The sequence below is a fragment of the Mesorhizobium sp. AA22 genome, assembly GCF_001672375.2.
Taxonomy (GTDB): Bacteria; Pseudomonadota; Alphaproteobacteria; order Rhizobiales; family Rhizobiaceae; genus Mesorhizobium; species Mesorhizobium wenxiniae.
The window spans coordinates 1,642,655-1,658,638 of sequence record NZ_CP048406.1; the positions used below are offsets into that span (position 1 = coordinate 1,642,655).

Consider the following 15,984-nt stretch of genomic DNA (forward strand, 5'->3'; position numbering starts at 1 on the left):
CGGCGGTTGTTAATATGGTCTACTTGCCGCGGCGGCGCAGGCCGTCGAAATAGACGATGACGATAATTAGCACGCCGGTAATGATGCGCTGCCAGAAGGCATTGACGTTCAAGAGATTGGCGCCGTTGTTGATGGTGGCGAGGATGAAGGCGCCGAGCAGCGGTCCGTGCACCGAGCCGACGGCGCCGAACAGCGAGGTGCCGCCAATCACCGACGAGGCGATCGCCTGCAACTCCCAGCCCTCGGCCTGCGTCGGATTGCCGATGCCGATGCGCGAGGCAAGCAGCACGCCGACAAAAGCCGCACAGAGGCCCGACAGCGTATAGGCCATGTAGATGGTGCGCTGGACGTTGACACCGGACAGACGCGATGCCTCGGCGTTGGAGCCGACCGAGAACAGATACCGGCCCCAGCGGCTGTGATGCAGGAAGGTGTAGGCGGGGATGCCGACGAGGATCACCATCCAGAACAGATTGGGGACGCCGAGAAACGAGCTGCGCGAAAACATTTGGAAGGCATCGTTGTTGATCGAGATCGAGTTGCCGTTGGTCATCAAGAGGCCGATGCCGCGCAAGGATGTCAGCGTCGCCAGCGTGATGATGAAGGGCGGCAGGCCCATTCTGACGATGCCAAAGCCATGGAACATGCCGATGGCGACGCCAACCAGCAAGGTGATCAGGATGGCGAGGAAAATCGGCACGCCGGCATTGATCAACATCGCCACGATGACGGTGGCGAAGCCGACGACGGCGCCGACGGAAAGGTCGATGCCTCCGGTGATGATGACGAAGGTCTGGCCGACTGCCAGGATGGCGATCATCGAACCTTGCCGCAGCAGATTCGAGATGTTGTTGGCAGAGGCGAAGCTCGGCGTCGCCACCGACAGGATGACCCACAACAATACCAACAGCGCCAGCAGTGTCAGCCCGAACAGGGCGTTGTAGTTGCGTTTCGGCCTTTCGGCCGGGATCGCCTCGGTGCTCATATCTGTCCTCCCGGTTTTTCTTGTTTCTCGGCCAGCGCTTGGGTGAGGATCTCCTCATGGTCGGCAGTGCGGAAACCATGAGTGGCCACCAGTTTGCCGCGCCGGAACACATGCAGTGTGTCGGCCAGTTCATAGACCTCGGGCAGATAGGACGAGATCAGGATGATGCCGGCGCCATTGGACAAAAGCGCGCTGAACAGGCGGTAGATCTCGGCCTTGGTGCCGACATCGACGCCGACTGTCGGCTCGTCGAAGATGAACAGCTTGGCGCCGTGCGCCAGCCACTTGCCGATGACGATCTTCTGCTGGTTGCCGCCGGACAGGCTGGAGGCGAGCGCGTTGCGCGTCGGTGTCTTGATCCTGAGATTGGCGATCTGGCGATCCGCCTCGGTCTTCTCCTGTGCGCTGGAGATCAGCAGATTGCTGGAGATGCGCTTGTAGATCGGCAGATTGAGATTGAGGCCGACCGGCAGGTTGAGGCAGAGGCCCTGGTCGCGGCGGCTTTCCGGCGCCAGCGCCATGCCGAGCCTGATAGCGTCATGCTCGGAATTGACCTGAACCGCCTTGCCCTCCCAGAGGATCTGGCCGGCCGACTTGCGATGACGGCCGTAAAGCGTGGTGACGAACTCGCTGCGCCCGGCACCGATCAGGCCGTAGAGCCCGACGATTTCGCCGGCACGGACCGTCATCGAGACATTTTCGAAGCCCTTGCCGGAGAGATTTCGGGCTTCGAGCAGCGTCGCGCCCGGGGTAAAATGCTCCTTGTGATAGACTTGCTCGATCGAGCGGTTGATCATCATCTTGACCAGCTCGGCGTCGTTGGTTTCGGCGATGTTCCTGGTGCCGACAAGCGTGCCGTCGCGCAGCACCGAGACGCGGTCGGCGAGCTCGAACACCTCTTCCATGCGGTGGCTGATGTAGATGATGGTGACGCCTTCGCCCTTCAGCCGGCGGATCAGCGTGAACAGCTGGTCGGCTTCCTTCCGGGTGAGATAGGCAGTCGGCTCGTCGAAGATCAGGAACTTGGTGCCGCGCACGGTGGCGCGGGCGGCGGCGATCAGCTGCTGCTGGCCTATGGTCAGGTCACCTAGCACGACATGCGCCGGCAGATCAAAGCCGAGATCGTCGATGATCTTCTGCGCTTCCCTGACCATGGCCCGCTGCTGCAGGATGCCGAAGCGGGAATCCTCCTCGCCGAGGAACATGTTGGCTGCGACAGTGAGATGGCGGCACAGAACGACCTCCTGATGCACAGCATTGATGCCCAGCGCCATCGCCTCATGCGGCGTCGCCAGCGCTGCCGGCTTGCCCTCCCAGATGACGTCGCCGGAGGTGCGCGGCATGACGCCGGTCAGCAGCTTGATCAGGGTGGATTTGCCGGCACCGTTCTCGCCGACAATGGCGTGGATTTCGCTGGCCTTGAAGGCGAGGTTAACCGGCTTCAGCGCGTGCGTGCCGGGATATCGCTTCTCCAAGCCCTTGAGTTCGAGGATCGTCCTGCCCGGTTCCAGCGTTGGGGCCGGATGCAGTTCCTGCGCCGTCGATGTCATGACAATCCTCCCAGATTGGCCTCACGATTGGCACGTAGCGATGCTGGCCGGGTCGCATCGTCAAGGGTATTGAAGCCGGCTGATTTCGAACCACTTTCAGGGTGTTTCCGGGGCAACGAGGCCCCGGAAACGGTGCACCTGCCGGTGCTCAGTCGAGCTTCGGATTGAGCAGCGCGTCGATCTTCGGATCCTTCATATTGGCCTTGGTGACGAGGTTGGCGCCGGTGTCGACATTGGCCTCGACCTTCTCGCCTTTCGAGGCCGCGAGCGCCGTCTTGATGCCGTCATAGCCCATCCGGTACGGATCCTGGACGACGAGAGCCGAAATGACGCCGTCGTTGAGGAACTTGATCAGCTTCTCGTCGCTGTCGAAGCCGACGAGTCCGACCTTGCCGGCCAGGCTGTTCTCGGCGATCGCCTGACCGACGCCCTGCGCCATGATCAGGTTGGAGGCGAAGATGCCCTTGAGGTTCGGATTGGCGGTTATCAGGTCGGTCGCGATGTTGAGGCCGGTAGTGGCTTGGCCGTCGGCGTACTTGTCGGCAACAAGCTTCAGGCCGGGATATTTGGCGGCAAGCTGCTCCTTGAAGCCCTGGGCGCGCTGTTCGAGCGAACCAGCGCCCGGAAGTGCGGTGATCAGGGCGACGTCGCCCTCGATTTTGCCGCCATTGGCTTCGCCGATCGCGGCCGCCAGCCCGTCGGCGGCGACGCGGCCGCCCTGGATATTGTCTGTGGTCAGGAACGAGGTGAAGGCCTTGGAGTCGGCGCCGGAGTCGATGCCGATGATCTTGACCTTGGTGGCTGCCTCATCGATCGGCTTGCCGAGCGCCTTGGCTTCGGTCGGCGCGATGACGACGGCAGCCGGGGTGCCGGCGACGGCGTTTTCAAGGATCGAGATCTGGCCGTTGACGTCGGTCTCTGCCTGGGCGCCGAGTTCCGGCACATTGACGCCGAGGTCCTTGCCGGCTTTGCGGGCGCCGGCCAGGACGATCTGCCAGTAGAAAGAGGTGGTGTCCTTGACGATGATCGGAATGGTTACGTCCGCCGCCGAAGCTGGCGCCGAATGCAACACGCCGGCAAGCATCGAGGCGGCGGCGAGCGCCACGAATGCGCGGCGGTTGAGAATGCTGGTCACGAATTTCATAAGGCTTCCTCCCTAAGTCGCCCGGTGAACGTTGCTGAAGCTCGGTTTGGATGGGCGCTGTCCAAACAGAACTTTATCAATAAAAAACATTTACCGCATTTTGATAGTGCATAGGTTGGGTCGACGCAAGCGGTGTTTCGCATCGGTCTCCTTATGGCTAGACCGATCTCATTGCCAAACCCTACAGATCCTCTCGAAAGGTATGGAATATTAATTCCACCAACCAGTCAAGGTGGAATATTCATTCTTTTGGGGGCGTCCGATTGTTACGCCTCCTGATTGCGCCGTCCGCCGTTTAACCGACGAGGGCGAAGGCCGCAGCGCGTTAGCCGAGTTTCTGTACGACCGTGTAACGATCATATTTGGCGAATTCGGTTTCGGGCACCTGGATGTCGAGCAGTTGGAGATTTCGCGCCAGATTGGTCGGTTTGGCGGTGCCCGTCAGCACAGAAGCGACAACAGGCTCGTGCAGCGGGAACTGAAACGCCGCCGCTGCAAGCGGATAGCCGCCTTCGGCGGCGATTTTTTCCATCGCCCCGACGCGGCCGAGAATGTCCGCGGTGGCCGGCAGATAATCGAAATGGGCGCCCGGTACCGGGCCCGTTGCCAGGATACCGGAATTGAAGACGCCACCGATGATCAGCGAGGTCTGCCGTTGCCGGCAAAGCGGCAGCAATTCGGCTTCGACGGTGCGGTCGAGCAGCGAATAGCGGCTGGCGAGCAGGATGCAGTCGAGCGGCGCCTGGCGCAGCACATCGAGACAGATCTGAACCTCGTTGACGCCAAGGCCGTAGGCGGAAATGACCATGGACGACTTCAGCTCTTCCAGCGCCTTCAGTCCGCCATCCATGAACTGGCGGAAATGCAGCTTCGTCTTCTCGGCTCCATGTGTGTAGACGCCGATGTCGTGGACGAACAGGATGTCGATCCGATTGAGGCCAAGCCGCGCATAGCTGAACTCGACCGAGCGCATAATGCCGTCGTAGGAATAGTCGTAGTCGAGCGCAAAGGGCAGCGGATCGACATAAGAATGGTCTGGAATCTGGTCTTCCGGCACCGGCCGGAACAGGCGCCCAACCTTGGTCGACAGCACGTAGGAGTCCCGCGGCTTGTCGCGCAGGAAATCGCCGAAGCGGCGTTCCGAGAGGCCGAAGCCGTAGAAGGGCGCCGTATCGAAATAGCGCAGGCCGGCTTCCCAGGCGACCTGCAGCGTCTGCATCGCCGCCTCGCGCGGGCAAGCTCGGTAGAGGCCACCGACCGCCGCGCCGCCGAAGCTGACCTCGGTTATTTCCAGCGCGGTGCTGCCGACACGGCGTTTCTTCATGCAAAGCCTCCCACCGGCCATTTGCCTGGCCCGCGTCTTGAGTCAGTTAATGGCTGTTCTAGAGGGTCGCGCCGAGGTGCCAGGGCACGAACTCGTTGTCGCCGTAGCCGAACTCCTCGCTCTTGGTCTTGCGGCCGGAAGCCGTCTCGACGATCAGTTCGAAGATCTCGCGGCCCATGCCGGCAATGGTCTTTTCGCCCGAGGCGATGACGCCGCAATTCACGTCCATGTCCTCTTCCATGGTGTGGTACATGGTCGAGTTGCTGGCGACCTTGATCGACGGTGTTGGCCGGCAGCCGAAGCAGGAGCCGCGGCCGGTGGTGAAGACGATGACATTGGCGCCGCCCGCCACCTGGCCGGTGGCGGAAACCGGGTCGTAACCGGGCGTGTCCATGAACACCAAGCCGTGCCCGGTGACCTTCTCGGCATAGCCGAAGACACCGTTGAGCGGCGTCTGGCCGCCCTTGGCGACCGCGCCCAGCGACTTCTCCAAAATGGTGGTCAGGCCGCCGCGCTTGTTACCGGGCGACGGATTGTTGTCGATGGAGGCGCCATGCTTGGCGACATGGTCTTCCCACCACTTCACATAGCCATCGAGCTTGGCTGCGATCTCCGGGGTCGCCGCACGGTAGGCAAGCAGATGCTCGGCGCCGTAGATTTCCGTCGTCTCGGAGAGGATGCCGATGCCACCAACACCGGCCAGGATGTCGACGGCGGCGCCCAGCGCCGGATTGGCGGTGATGCCGGACATGCCGTCCGAGCCGCCGCATTGCAGGCCGACGACGATCTCGCTGACCGGGATCGGCTCACGCTCAAGCTTGCCGACCTCCTCGGCGATCTGGGCCAGCACCAGCATCGCCTTCTCGACCGATTTGCGCGAGCCGCCGGCTTCCTGGATGTTGAAATGGCGTTTTCCCGCAGCGACACCCTTCTGCCCATAGAGGGTGAGCTGGTTGACCTCGCAGCCGAGCCCGACCATCAGCACGCCGCCGAAATTCGGATGGCGGGCGTAGCCGGCCAGCGTGCGGTGCAGCACCATCATGCCGTCGCCGGTGGCGCTCATCCCGCAGCCCTGGCCGTGGACGATCGGAACGAAGCCGTCGATGCCGGGATATCTGGGCAGGAGAGTGCGGTTCGCCTCGTCGGCGATGGCATGGCAAACGGTGGCCGAGCAATTGACGCTGGCGAGAATGCCGACGAAGTTGCGCGTGCCGGCACGGCCGTCGGCGCGACGGTAGCCCATGAAGGTGCGGGCGCGGTCGGCCTCGGTCGCGTGCACGGCTTCGCTCGGCGGCACCACCGGCAAACGCCCGGACTCGAAGACCAGATTGTGCGAATGGACATGCTCGCCGGGTGCGATGTCCTGGGTGGCGCGGCCGATCGCCTGAGCGTATTTGACCACGGCCTCGCCGGCGGCGATCGGCTTGATCGCTACCTTGTGGCCGGGTTCGATCAACGCGGTGGCGACGGCACCGCCCGGCAGTACCGCGCCGATCTCGATGCGGCCGTTGGCGACCGCGACATTGTCGGCGGGGGACAGAAGAATGCTGTTTGCGGCGTTCACGGGCAGTTTCCTGGGTGTTCCTGGGATGGGCAAGCGGATTGACACGCGCCTGTTAACAGTTAATGTCTTTTATCGTGAAAAAACAGTTTTGCGTCAATTGTTTTTTCGTGACAGCGCCGCGCGTTCTTAAGGATGTGCAGAGGATCGGACACTGGAACCAGGGCTGACTTTCGAAAAGCGATTCTCGCTTTTTTGGAGGCCTTTGCGTTTGGAACATTTGTCATATCGCGCTTCAAACCGCCGCAAGCGCCGGCGTAACGGGGCAGGGGATGTCGAAGAGCAACAACGTCTACAAAGACGCCTACAATCGGGGTTTGCGGCTGCTCGACGAAACGAAAAGCCTGCCGTCCGAGCCCGAGCTTGGCACGCTGCTCGGCGTCAGCCGCACGACGATCCGCACCATCCTTACGCGCATGGAAGAGACGGGGCTGATTGCCTGGAACAAGCGCAGCAAGACGGTTTTGCGCGTGCCGCGGCCGGACGATTTTTTCCCCGAGGAAGAGACCGACACGCTGTCGCAAATCATCGAGCGCTCCTTCATGCGGCGGCTGCTTGCCGGCGGCGCCGAGCCCGGCATGCAGATCAACGAACTCGAGTTGGCGCGCGAGATCGGCGTCGGCACCACCAGCGTGCGCGAGTTCCTGATCCGCTTTTCCCGCTTCGGGCTGATCGAGAAACGCCGCAACAGCCATTGGGTGCTGAAAGGTTTTACCCGCGCTTTCGCGCTGGAATTGACCGAAATCCGCGAGATGTTCGAATTGCGCTCGGCTGCCGCGTTCGCTGCTCTGCCGGACGATAGCCCGGTCTGGGCCGACCTCGACTGGCTGGAAGACGAGCATCGCCGGCTGGCGAGCGAGATCGCCACGCGCTTCAACGAATTCTCGGAGCTCGACGAGCGCTTTCACCGGCTGATCCACCGCGCGTCGCACAATCGCTTCATCGTCGATTTCTACGACGTCATCGCCATGATCTTCCACTACCACTACCAGTGGAATAAGGCGCAGGAGCGCGAGCGCAACGAAGTGGCGGTCGCGGAACACCTGGCCTATATCGCGGCGCTCAAATCGCGCGATCTCGGCAAGGTCGACGCTGCCTGCCGCAAGCATCTGAAGTCGGCGCGCAATACCCTGTTGACCTCGATCCCCGAGGGCCAGCAACCGTAGCGGGCTTAAAGCGCTGCGTTGCCGCAGTAGTAATTTGGCGATTTTCCGCCCGCCGAGCGCGTGCTAGGTATTTGCCGTTGCTGCGTGAAGAGGCAGGCTTTTGAACATCCAGCGGAGACGATGGAGCATGCCGGCGGCGTTCGTCGCGGCCTATTTGCTCGTGCTCCAGTCGGTGTTTGGCGCATTCGCCTCCGGCTTCCCCGATGCTTCGCAACTCGACGCCTTCGGCAATGTAATCTGCACCCAGCAGGGCGCGGCCCAGCTTCCAGGCGGCGATCCTCACCAGCAGCACGTGCCGGCTTGCTGTGTGCTCGGCTGTGGCATGGCCTCGGCGGCTTACGCGCCGCCGCCCGTTGCCGCCACTGTGTCCGGCATTTTTTCCGTCGAAGCCGTTGCGTTTGTGCTGCCGGCGTTCAGGCATCTCGACTTTGCCCGCGACCGCTCTCCGTCGAATCCGCGCGCGCCGCCGGTGACGGCCTGATCCGTTCCAGTTCGCCTTGCGGAGTTTTTCGCGGGCGAATTCGTTCAACATCGAAACTGTTCGCGACCGGCCGACGGCGCGATTTTCTCAGTTCCTGGAGCTATCATGTCTCACACTTTTCGCGCGCGGCTCGGCCGCAACAGCCGCTTCCTGCGCAGCTTCGAGGAGCGACTCGGCATCACCGTGTTCCTCCTTGCCGTTCTGTCCATCAGCGCCCAGGCCGTTTTCGCGCATGAGTTCAGGGTTGGCGACCTCAAGATCGTGCATCCCTGGTCGCGCGCCACGCCGCCCGGCGCCAAAGTGGCCGGCGGCTACTTCAGTATCACCAACACTGGCAGTTCGCCGGACCGGCTGCTGTCGATCTCCTCTGAAATTTCGGCCAAGACCGAACTGCATGAGATGGGCGTCAAGGACGGCGTCATGACCATGCGGCCGGTCAGCGGCGGCCTCGAAATCCCGGCCGGCGGCAAGGTCGCGCTGGCACCCGGCGGCTATCATCTGATGTTCGTCGGGCTGAAACGGCAACCGAAGCAAGGCAAGGCGTTTTCCGCCACGCTGACTTTCGAAAAGGCCGGCACGGTGACCGTCGAGTTCGCCGTCGAGGGCATGGGCGAAACGGGCAGCATGGCTGACCACGCAAATTGATCCGGAAAAATCTTAAAGGTCGCAATCAGAAGCACCATAATGGAAAACAGAGAGACCATCATGAACAAGTATCTTTTGTCGGCCTGCGCGTTTCTCGTCTTCGGGACGGGTGCGGCTTTCGCCCATGTCACGCTCGAAACCCAGGAGGCGCCTGTCGGCTCGACCTACAAGGCGATCCTGCGCGTGCCGCATGGCTGTGAGGGCAAGGCGACGACCGCCGTGCGCGTGCAGATCCCAGAAGGGGTGATTTCGGTAAAGCCGATGCCGAAGCCGGGCTGGACGCTGCAGGCCAAGCAAGGCAGATACGAAAAGTCCTACCAGCTTCACGGCCAGGCGGTGACATCAGGTGCCAAGCAAATCGACTGGAGCGGCGGCAGCCTGCCGGACGAATTCTACGACGAGTTCGTCTTCCGCGGGACACTGGCGGCGGACCTGCCGGCCGGCCAAACGCTCTATTTCCCGGTGGTGCAGGAATGCGATGGCGTTACCGAACGCTGGATCGAGATTCCGGCGGCCGGCCAGGATGAGGATGCGCTGGAATATCCCGCACCTGGTCTCAAGCTGCTGCCTAAGAAGTGATCCTTAGGCGGCGCGCTCTATCCGAAAGAGCGCGCCGCTGTTTGTATGGCAGTGGCATGAGCGCGGCACCCTTCCTGCGGACGATCTGCACAACCAGCAAGCGCGCCGGTCGGCTTGCGGTCGGGCAGCTGGCTGCGATCGTGCTGCTCGCCATAATTGCTGCGCCAAGTCAGGTCTTTGCCCATGCGGCGCTGATCACGACCGAGCCGGCTGATGGCGCGGTGCTGGGACAAAGTCCTACGCAATTTTCGCTGACCTTCAGCGAACCGGTGTCACCGCTGGTGCTGACCTTGGTGCGGCCTGACGGGACGCCGGTTCCGCTGACCTCGTTTCGGCTCAATGGCCAGACGCTCGACATCGACAATCCGCAAAGGCTCGGATCCGGCACGCATGTGCTGAGCTGGCGGGTGATCTCCGCCGATGGCCATCCGGTCGGCGGCTCGGTGTTGTTTTCCATCGGCGCGCCGAGTGCTGCGCCCGCCGTCTCCGAAGCTGTCGACCGGGGCCTGAGGTCGGCAATCTGGATCGGCAAGATCTTTCTCTATGTCGGCCTCTTTCTCGGCGTCGGCGGCGCCTTTGCCATCGCTTGGCTGGCGAAGGGCGGACGTTCCGGCCACCGCTTCGCCATCGCCGCAATCCTATGCGGCCTTGTCGCGGCGCCTTTGTCGCTCGGCTTGCAGGGACTGGACGCGCTCGGTGCACCGCTCACCCGGCTGGCGCAGCCGGGCGTCTGGCAGGCCGGGCTCGCCACTAGCTTCGGCTGGACGGTGCTGATCGCGCTGGTGGCGCTCGGGCTTGGGCTGCTGTCGCTGGTCGGACCGCGCGGCGGCGCAAAACTGTTTGCCGCTGCCGGTTTGGCCGGTGTCGGCGCCGCCCTCGCCGCCAGCGGGCATGCAAGTGCCGCCGAACCGCAATGGCTGACAAGGCCGATGGTGTTTCTGCACGGCGCCGGCATTGCCTTCTGGGCCGGGGCGCTGGCGCCGCTCGGTCTCGCCATGCGGCCGAAGCCGGCCGAGGCCGCGCCTTTCCTGCATCGGTTTTCCCAAGCGATCCTGCCTGTCGTGGCCGTGCTTGCGGCCACCGGCATCGTGCTGGCTGTCATCCAGGTGCAGGCGCCCGCGGCTTTGCTCGAAACCGCCTATGGCCGGCTGCTGCTGGTCAAGCTGGCGCTGCTGTTCCTACTGTTTACGCTTGCCGCCATTAACCGCTGGAAGCTGACCGGTCCCACGGAAGCGGGAGAGACGGAAGCACAGAGGAGGCTGGTCCGCTCGATCGGCATTGAGATGCTGATCGTTCTGGCGATCTTCGGCGTTGCCGCCGGCTGGCGCTTCACGCCGCCGCCACGCGCCCTGGCGATCGCAGCGGCGCAGCCGGCGTCGGTGCATATCCACACGCCGAAGGCGATGGCCGACCTCAGCATCACGCCCGGCCATGTTGGGCCGGTTGCCGCCTCGATGGTCATCATGACCGGGGATTTCGGCCCGCTCGATGCAAGCCAAGTGACGTTGGTGCTGTCAAAACCCGACTCCGGCATCGAGCCGATCAAGCGCGCGGCGAAAAAACCAGGCGACGGCACCTGGCGCGTCGACGATCTCGTCGTCCCGGTTCCCGGCCGATGGACAGCGCGGCTCGATATCCTCATCTCGGACTTCGAGATCGTGAAGATAGAGGCGCCGATCGACATCAGGCCGGAGTGACGTGCTGATATTCAGGTGATGCCGGCTTGCAAATGGCGGTATCCTGCGCTTGCCTACAGCGCCGCGCGCCCTCTCGGGCGCGCAAAGGACGCTGTAGCACTTTGATTTTGCGCATGATCCTTTCCGAAATCCACCTCGATTTCGGGGTCATGCGCGTGCTCACGTACTCAAGTACGCTCCGCTCCGGTTCTCGGAAACCACCTGTTTGGTCGCTTCGCGCCCGTCTTCGACTCCGGCTCGGCCTGACCTGAATCACAACACGCCCCAGCTGTAGCACAATTCGGCAAGGCGGTTGACGCGGCCCTGAAGGCCCGTCAATCATCCCAGCAAGAATGGCATCCCGAAAAGAATGGGCATCGCCACAAATCGCGGCCTCAACAAAAGATCCGAAAGTAGGGAAGAAACGATGGAAAAAGCCGAAATCGGCCTGATCGGCCTTGGCACGATGGGCTCCAACCTGGCGCTCAACATCGCCGAGAAGGGGCACCGCATAGCCGTTTTTAACCGCACCGCGGCACGCAGCGACGCCTTTGTCGAGAATGCCGGGGCGCTCAGGGATATGGTGGTGCCCTGCTACAGCCTGGAGGAACTCGCCGCCGCCATCCGGCCGCCGCGGCCGATCATCATCATGGTGCTGGCCGGCAAGCCGGTCGATGAGCAGATCGCGGCACTGAGCGGCGTGTTGTCGGCCAACGACATCGTCATCGATGCCGGCAACGCCAATTTCCGCGACACCATGCGGCGCTTCTCCGAGCTTTCCGGTTCGGGGCTCACCTTCATCGGCATGGGCGTGTCCGGTGGCGAGGAGGGCGCGCGCCATGGACCGTCGATCATGGTCGGCGGCACGGAAGAGTCCTGGAAACGCGTCGAAAAGGTGCTGACCGCCATTTCGGCCAAGTTCAGGGACGAGCCCTGTGCGGCATGGCTTGGCACCGATGGCGCCGGGCATTTCGTCAAGACCGTCCATAACGGCATCGAATATGCCGACATGCAGATGATCGCCGAGATCTACGGCATTTTGCGCGACGGCTTAAGCATGGGGCCGAAGGAGATCGCACAGGTGTTTGCCGGCTGGAACAAGGGCCGGCTCAACTCCTATCTGATCGAGATCACCGCCAAGGTGCTGGCCGCCGACGATCCGAAGACGGGCAAGCCGGTGGTCGACATCATCCTCGACCGCGCTGGCCAGAAGGGCACCGGCAAATGGTCGGTCATCGAGGCACAGCAGCTCGGCATTCCGGCCACCGCGATCGAGGCGGCGGTGGCGGCGCGCGTCTTGTCGTCGATCAAGGACGAGCGCCTGGCCGCCGAAAAGGCCTATGGCAATGGCGGCGTGACCAAGATTTCCGGAGACAAGGGCGCGCTTCTGGGCGATCTCGAGCTGGCGCTGTTCGCCGGCAAGATATCAGCCTATGCGCAAGGTTTCGCGGTGATGAGCGGCGCGTCGAAGGAATTCAACTGGAACCTGCCGATGCCGACCATCGCCAAGATCTGGCGGGCCGGCTGCATCATCCGCTCGCAATTGCTGGACACGATGGCGGAAGCCTTCGGCACCGGCGGGGCGGCCACCAATCTTTTGATGGCACCGGCTTTCATCGCGATGATGCAGGAGGCGCATCCATCGCTCCGGCGGATCGTGGCAAGGGCGTCGGAGGCTGGTTCGCCGGTGCCGGCGCTGTCGTCCGCGCTGGCCTATTTCGACAGCTATCGCCAGGGACGCGGCACCTCGAACCTGATCCAGGCGCAACGCGATTTCTTCGGCGCGCATGGCTTCGAGCGTATCGACGGGCCGGGCGCCTTCCATGGCCCTTGGGGGAGCGGAGCGGCAGGCTAGCGCCTATTTCGGTCGTTCAATGGTACGATCAGCTAGCTCGAAAGCGGACGGGGTGCTGGGAGCACCGGGGTCAATGTATGGCGCCCTATAGGCCGGCCGCATTATGGCTCGATGATCGGCCTGCAGCCGGCATACGTAAAGGACATTATGTTATATAGAATTGCTCCTGCCGAAGGTTTCGACTTGTCGTTCCGGAACGCAGAGTGACAGCTCCGGCTAGCGTGTCTTCGCCGCGCGCTCGACCTGGTGCCAGATCGGGATCTTCCGACGTTTATGGGTGCAGCGGGTGTTGAACAGTTTGATCCACGCGAATTGCACGTCCATGAGGATGCCCATAGTCCGGGCTACCAAGATGTCGTCGATGGCTTCCGGATCGCCGTGGATGAACGCATTGCGGCGCTCCTGGATCGTGCGGATCTGCTCGGCCAGCGGTACGTAGTCCATGGGGCCAGGTCCTCCCAGAAGGACACACCCCACAGCGACTTGTGCAGCTCGTCGAGTTGGCCGCCGACGAACTTGAACTTGCGTAGGATCTTAGCCGCTTCGGCTTCGTCGAGGTCGCCAAGTGCCGCGTGATAGAAGCGGTCCATCAGGGACTCGAAGAACGTCCAGAACAAGATGACGATAACCAGCTTCCGCGATGTCTTGCCCATCGGCGCCGGGCCATCGTCCCCGCGCTCCCATTCCCGCCTCATCATCTCGAGCAAGAGATGGGTGGACCAGCCCAGGGCACCCGGCACGGTTCGCCGCTCGACATAGCTTCCGTCAGGCTGCCTGACCTTTTCGGCTTCAATCACGTGGCCGCAAATGGGGCAGGCGATTCGGTCGTGCAGCGCGTTGCACTCGTAGCAATGCACCTGCGTTATCAGGCCTCTGTGAAAATCGTCCACACTTACCTTCCGAACAGCCGGACAATCGCGTTCCAGATCCGCCGCAGTAGGCCGGGCTTCGGTTCGCGCGACCGATAGTAGGCTTCGCGCTTCAGCTGGTCGCTCTGAAGAGCCGCGGCGGTCTGCGCCGCTGACATCGTTGCGGCCCAATCAACACGGCCGTTCGATATGACGTAATGGGAATTGCAGGGCAGCTGACCGCTGCCGATCGACGGCCACAAGCTCGGCTTGCCGTCCGTCTTGCTGAACGTCCACTCAGCGGCGCCCAAGGGCACGGCTACCTTGCTGCCGCACCCGCAGGCGCAAAGGTGCACGGCGACGCCGAACTCTTCGGACACGTACAGAATGCCCGGCTCGAGTTCGCGGGGAACATACTGAACCTGCCTCAGCGCGATCTGGCTCAGGGGCATGTGAAAGAGAACAGGCGGTTTGAGGCGGTCTCCATGACCAGATGATACGTCGCGGCATCGCTCGCGTAAAACCCTCGCCACTGCTTGTAGCGGAGGATGGCGATGCCGGCGTTAATGGCATTCAACTCGGCAATCTGAATATTGGTGCGGTATTCGTCGCCCGGCTGGTCGGACGTCTCGACCAGGTTCTGGCTGAGGATATTGGCCGCGGTAGCGGGCTGTAGGAGGGTCGCGCGCATCATCCCGGCCAAGGCACCGTCCTGCCGGTTGAGCCCCATGCCGACGTCGATGAACGGAATCCCCAACGCGATCAATAGGTCGAAGATTTCCTTGCGGGCTGAGCCTTTGTCGACACAGACGAAGGCAAACGCGACGCCGGCCAGATCCTCCGCGCAGCTCGCGTCGATAAACTTGTCGACGAGCTTTAGCCCGTGGCGAAAATTGTCGTAGCGGGCCTGATACACTTCGACCTTCGGGCGCCGGAATTCGGCCTCGAGGACACTCCCCGGCGAGCGGTAGGCATTGTGAATGTAGTAGGCATCGGAATCGAAGCCCCTGACCTCTTTCACATTGGTTTTCACCAGGAAGTCCAGGAGATAGCTCCCGGTCCCACCCAGGCCGATCAAGGCTACCACATCTTCTTTGAATTTCGCCGCCAGGTCGCCGATCTCGGCTCGGCTAGTCAGGGTGTCGTGGAACTTGAAGATGCTGTCTTCGACCACGTCATGGTCGACGTCGAAGGTGTAAATCTTCGCGTCCGGAAATCGGCTGAGGGCGGGGCCAGCCAGGATCGTAACGTAGTGGTCGATCTTCTCGGCAAGGTTGGCAAATCCGTTCGGGGGCTTGTTGGAGAATGAGCGCTGTACGACAACATCCGGCTTGGCCAGCTGCATCGTAGTGGCTCCGCCTGCGAGATTGGGGATGGGCTGCCCGTTCAGGCCATACGGCACGTCGCCGGCGAAGTAGATCTGATGGTCATCCTGAATGACATGGTTCTGGTCGGTGAAGACGAGCTTGGAGACGATGGCCCCGTAACAGAGCTCCAATTGCGAGCTCAGGTACGGGATGTTGCGCACGACCAGGCATTTGCTGTCGAACCGGAGCGCGTAGCCCCGGTCCATCAGCTGCCGGATGTCCGCATTATGATTGGCTAGTGCGATTAACACGGAAAACCATCCCATCCTTCGCCTTCACCGAGGTGCCCGGCGCAAGAATGCCTTCCTTATCGTTGTGGCCCTTGGTGTACGTGACGGAGTAAGTCGCGCCAGGGTTTTGCGGGAAGTCGGGGTACGCGAGAGTGACGACTTCCTCGAACGACAGTTCTTCCTTCTTCGGCACCTCGTAAGGCGTGCCGTTGACGATGATCTCGATCATCTTGTCCTTACCCTTACCCTGGGCTTCGTTCTCGTTGTGCATTTCTATTCCTTTGCCTGTTTGAGTGCCTTAGCCACGCGGAGGGTAAGGGTCTCGGCCGTGGCTGTCGCTCTGCGCGATCTTGCCGTCCTGATTATGGATCTTGAGCTCAGTCGACTGATTGCGGCTGACGCCGCGCCCGAAATCCACGGCTTCCCGCTTGGTGTCGAAATGCCCGGAAGCGCGCTGGGACCCACCGCGCTTGACATCCCAACCACCGTTGCTCGGGACCACGTGATGGGTGCGCCCACCTTTTGAACCTGCCATTCCAGTCATCCTTCTTGTTTCGTAGGACTAAAAGTGCG

The 15,984-nt window shown here is 62.3% G+C and carries 16 protein-coding genes; 6 read left to right on the forward strand and 10 right to left on the reverse strand.

What is annotated here, in order from left to right:
• Positions 1 to 19: 19 nt before the first annotated feature.
• From A9K68_RS07985 to A9K68_RS08005, 5 genes are all read right to left on the reverse strand, one after another.
• Positions 20 to 985: an ABC transporter permease gene (locus tag A9K68_RS07985; protein WP_065009743.1), complete on the reverse strand. Its 966-nt coding sequence runs from the start codon at positions 983 to 985 to the stop codon at positions 20 to 22.
• Positions 982 to 2,535: a sugar ABC transporter ATP-binding protein gene (locus A9K68_RS07990; RefSeq protein ID WP_065009742.1), complete on the reverse strand. Its 1,554-nt coding sequence runs from the start codon at positions 2,533 to 2,535 to the stop codon at positions 982 to 984. The genes A9K68_RS07985 and A9K68_RS07990 overlap by 4 nt, the downstream gene beginning before the upstream one ends.
• A gap of 148 nt (positions 2,536 to 2,683) precedes the next feature.
• Complete coding sequence (locus A9K68_RS07995; RefSeq protein ID WP_065009741.1) at positions 2,684 to 3,679, reverse strand: ABC transporter substrate-binding protein; 996 nt, start codon at positions 3,677 to 3,679, stop codon at positions 2,684 to 2,686.
• A gap of 325 nt (positions 3,680 to 4,004) precedes the next feature.
• Positions 4,005 to 5,003 (reverse strand): aldo/keto reductase, encoded by a 999-nt coding sequence (locus tag A9K68_RS08000; RefSeq protein ID WP_065009740.1) that lies wholly within the window; start codon positions 5,001 to 5,003, stop codon positions 4,005 to 4,007.
• Between the two features lie 58 nt (positions 5,004 to 5,061).
• Complete coding sequence (locus tag A9K68_RS08005; protein ID WP_065009739.1) at positions 5,062 to 6,567, reverse strand: altronate dehydratase family protein; 1,506 nt, start codon at positions 6,565 to 6,567, stop codon at positions 5,062 to 5,064.
• Positions 6,568 to 6,836: 269 nt separating this feature from the next.
• On the opposite strand from A9K68_RS08005, the gene A9K68_RS08010 reads away from it, so the two are divergent.
• The 6 genes from A9K68_RS08010 to gndA all read left to right on the forward strand — a co-directional run bounded on the left by A9K68_RS08010 (position 6,837) and on the right by gndA (position 12,966).
• Positions 6,837 to 7,730, forward strand: coding sequence for a GntR family transcriptional regulator (locus A9K68_RS08010; RefSeq protein WP_065009738.1), 894 nt, complete (start codon positions 6,837 to 6,839; stop codon positions 7,728 to 7,730).
• A gap of 127 nt (positions 7,731 to 7,857) precedes the next feature.
• Entirely contained in the window at positions 7,858 to 8,211 is a 354-nt protein-coding gene (locus A9K68_RS08015) for a DUF2946 family protein (protein WP_065009737.1), read from the forward strand.
• Positions 8,212 to 8,316: 105 nt separating this feature from the next.
• Positions 8,317 to 8,856 carry a copper chaperone PCu(A)C gene (locus A9K68_RS08020; protein WP_065009736.1) on the forward strand — a complete coding sequence of 180 codons (540 nt, stop codon included), beginning with the start codon at positions 8,317 to 8,319 and terminating at the stop codon, positions 8,854 to 8,856.
• A gap of 60 nt (positions 8,857 to 8,916) precedes the next feature.
• Positions 8,917 to 9,435 carry a YcnI family protein gene (locus A9K68_RS08025; protein WP_065009786.1) on the forward strand — a complete coding sequence of 173 codons (519 nt, stop codon included), beginning with the start codon at positions 8,917 to 8,919 and terminating at the stop codon, positions 9,433 to 9,435.
• Positions 9,436 to 9,491: 56 nt separating this feature from the next.
• Positions 9,492 to 11,132: a copper resistance CopC/CopD family protein gene (locus A9K68_RS08030; RefSeq protein WP_065009735.1), complete on the forward strand. Its 1,641-nt coding sequence runs from the start codon at positions 9,492 to 9,494 to the stop codon at positions 11,130 to 11,132.
• Positions 11,133 to 11,538: 406 nt separating this feature from the next.
• Positions 11,539 to 12,966 carry an NADP-dependent phosphogluconate dehydrogenase gene (gndA, locus tag A9K68_RS08035; RefSeq protein ID WP_065009785.1) on the forward strand — a complete coding sequence of 476 codons (1,428 nt, stop codon included), beginning with the start codon at positions 11,539 to 11,541 and terminating at the stop codon, positions 12,964 to 12,966.
• A gap of 216 nt (positions 12,967 to 13,182) precedes the next feature.
• Here the strand turns inward: gndA and A9K68_RS08040 are convergent, their stop codons facing one another.
• From A9K68_RS08040 to A9K68_RS08060, 5 genes are all read right to left on the reverse strand, one after another.
• The gene (locus A9K68_RS08040; protein ID WP_156768414.1) at positions 13,183 to 13,410 is read right to left on the reverse strand and encodes a hypothetical protein; all 228 of its coding nucleotides are present in this window, start codon (positions 13,408 to 13,410) and stop codon (positions 13,183 to 13,185) included.
• 448 nt (positions 13,411 to 13,858) lie between these two features.
• Positions 13,859 to 14,266, reverse strand: a complete 408-nt coding sequence (locus A9K68_RS08045; RefSeq protein WP_065009733.1) for a DUF6527 family protein — start codon at positions 14,264 to 14,266, stop codon at positions 13,859 to 13,861.
• The gene (locus tag A9K68_RS08050; RefSeq protein WP_246811313.1) at positions 14,257 to 15,387 is read right to left on the reverse strand and encodes a ThiF family adenylyltransferase; all 1,131 of its coding nucleotides are present in this window, start codon (positions 15,385 to 15,387) and stop codon (positions 14,257 to 14,259) included. The genes A9K68_RS08045 and A9K68_RS08050 overlap by 10 nt, the downstream gene beginning before the upstream one ends.
• 19 nt (positions 15,388 to 15,406) lie before the next feature.
• Complete coding sequence (locus A9K68_RS08055) at positions 15,407 to 15,682, reverse strand: multiubiquitin domain-containing protein (protein ID WP_065009731.1); 276 nt, start codon at positions 15,680 to 15,682, stop codon at positions 15,407 to 15,409.
• Positions 15,683 to 15,709: 27 nt separating this feature from the next.
• Positions 15,710 to 15,946, reverse strand: a complete 237-nt coding sequence (locus A9K68_RS08060) for a DUF2188 domain-containing protein (protein ID WP_082982522.1) — start codon at positions 15,944 to 15,946, stop codon at positions 15,710 to 15,712.
• Between the last annotated feature and the right edge of the window lie 38 nt (positions 15,947 to 15,984).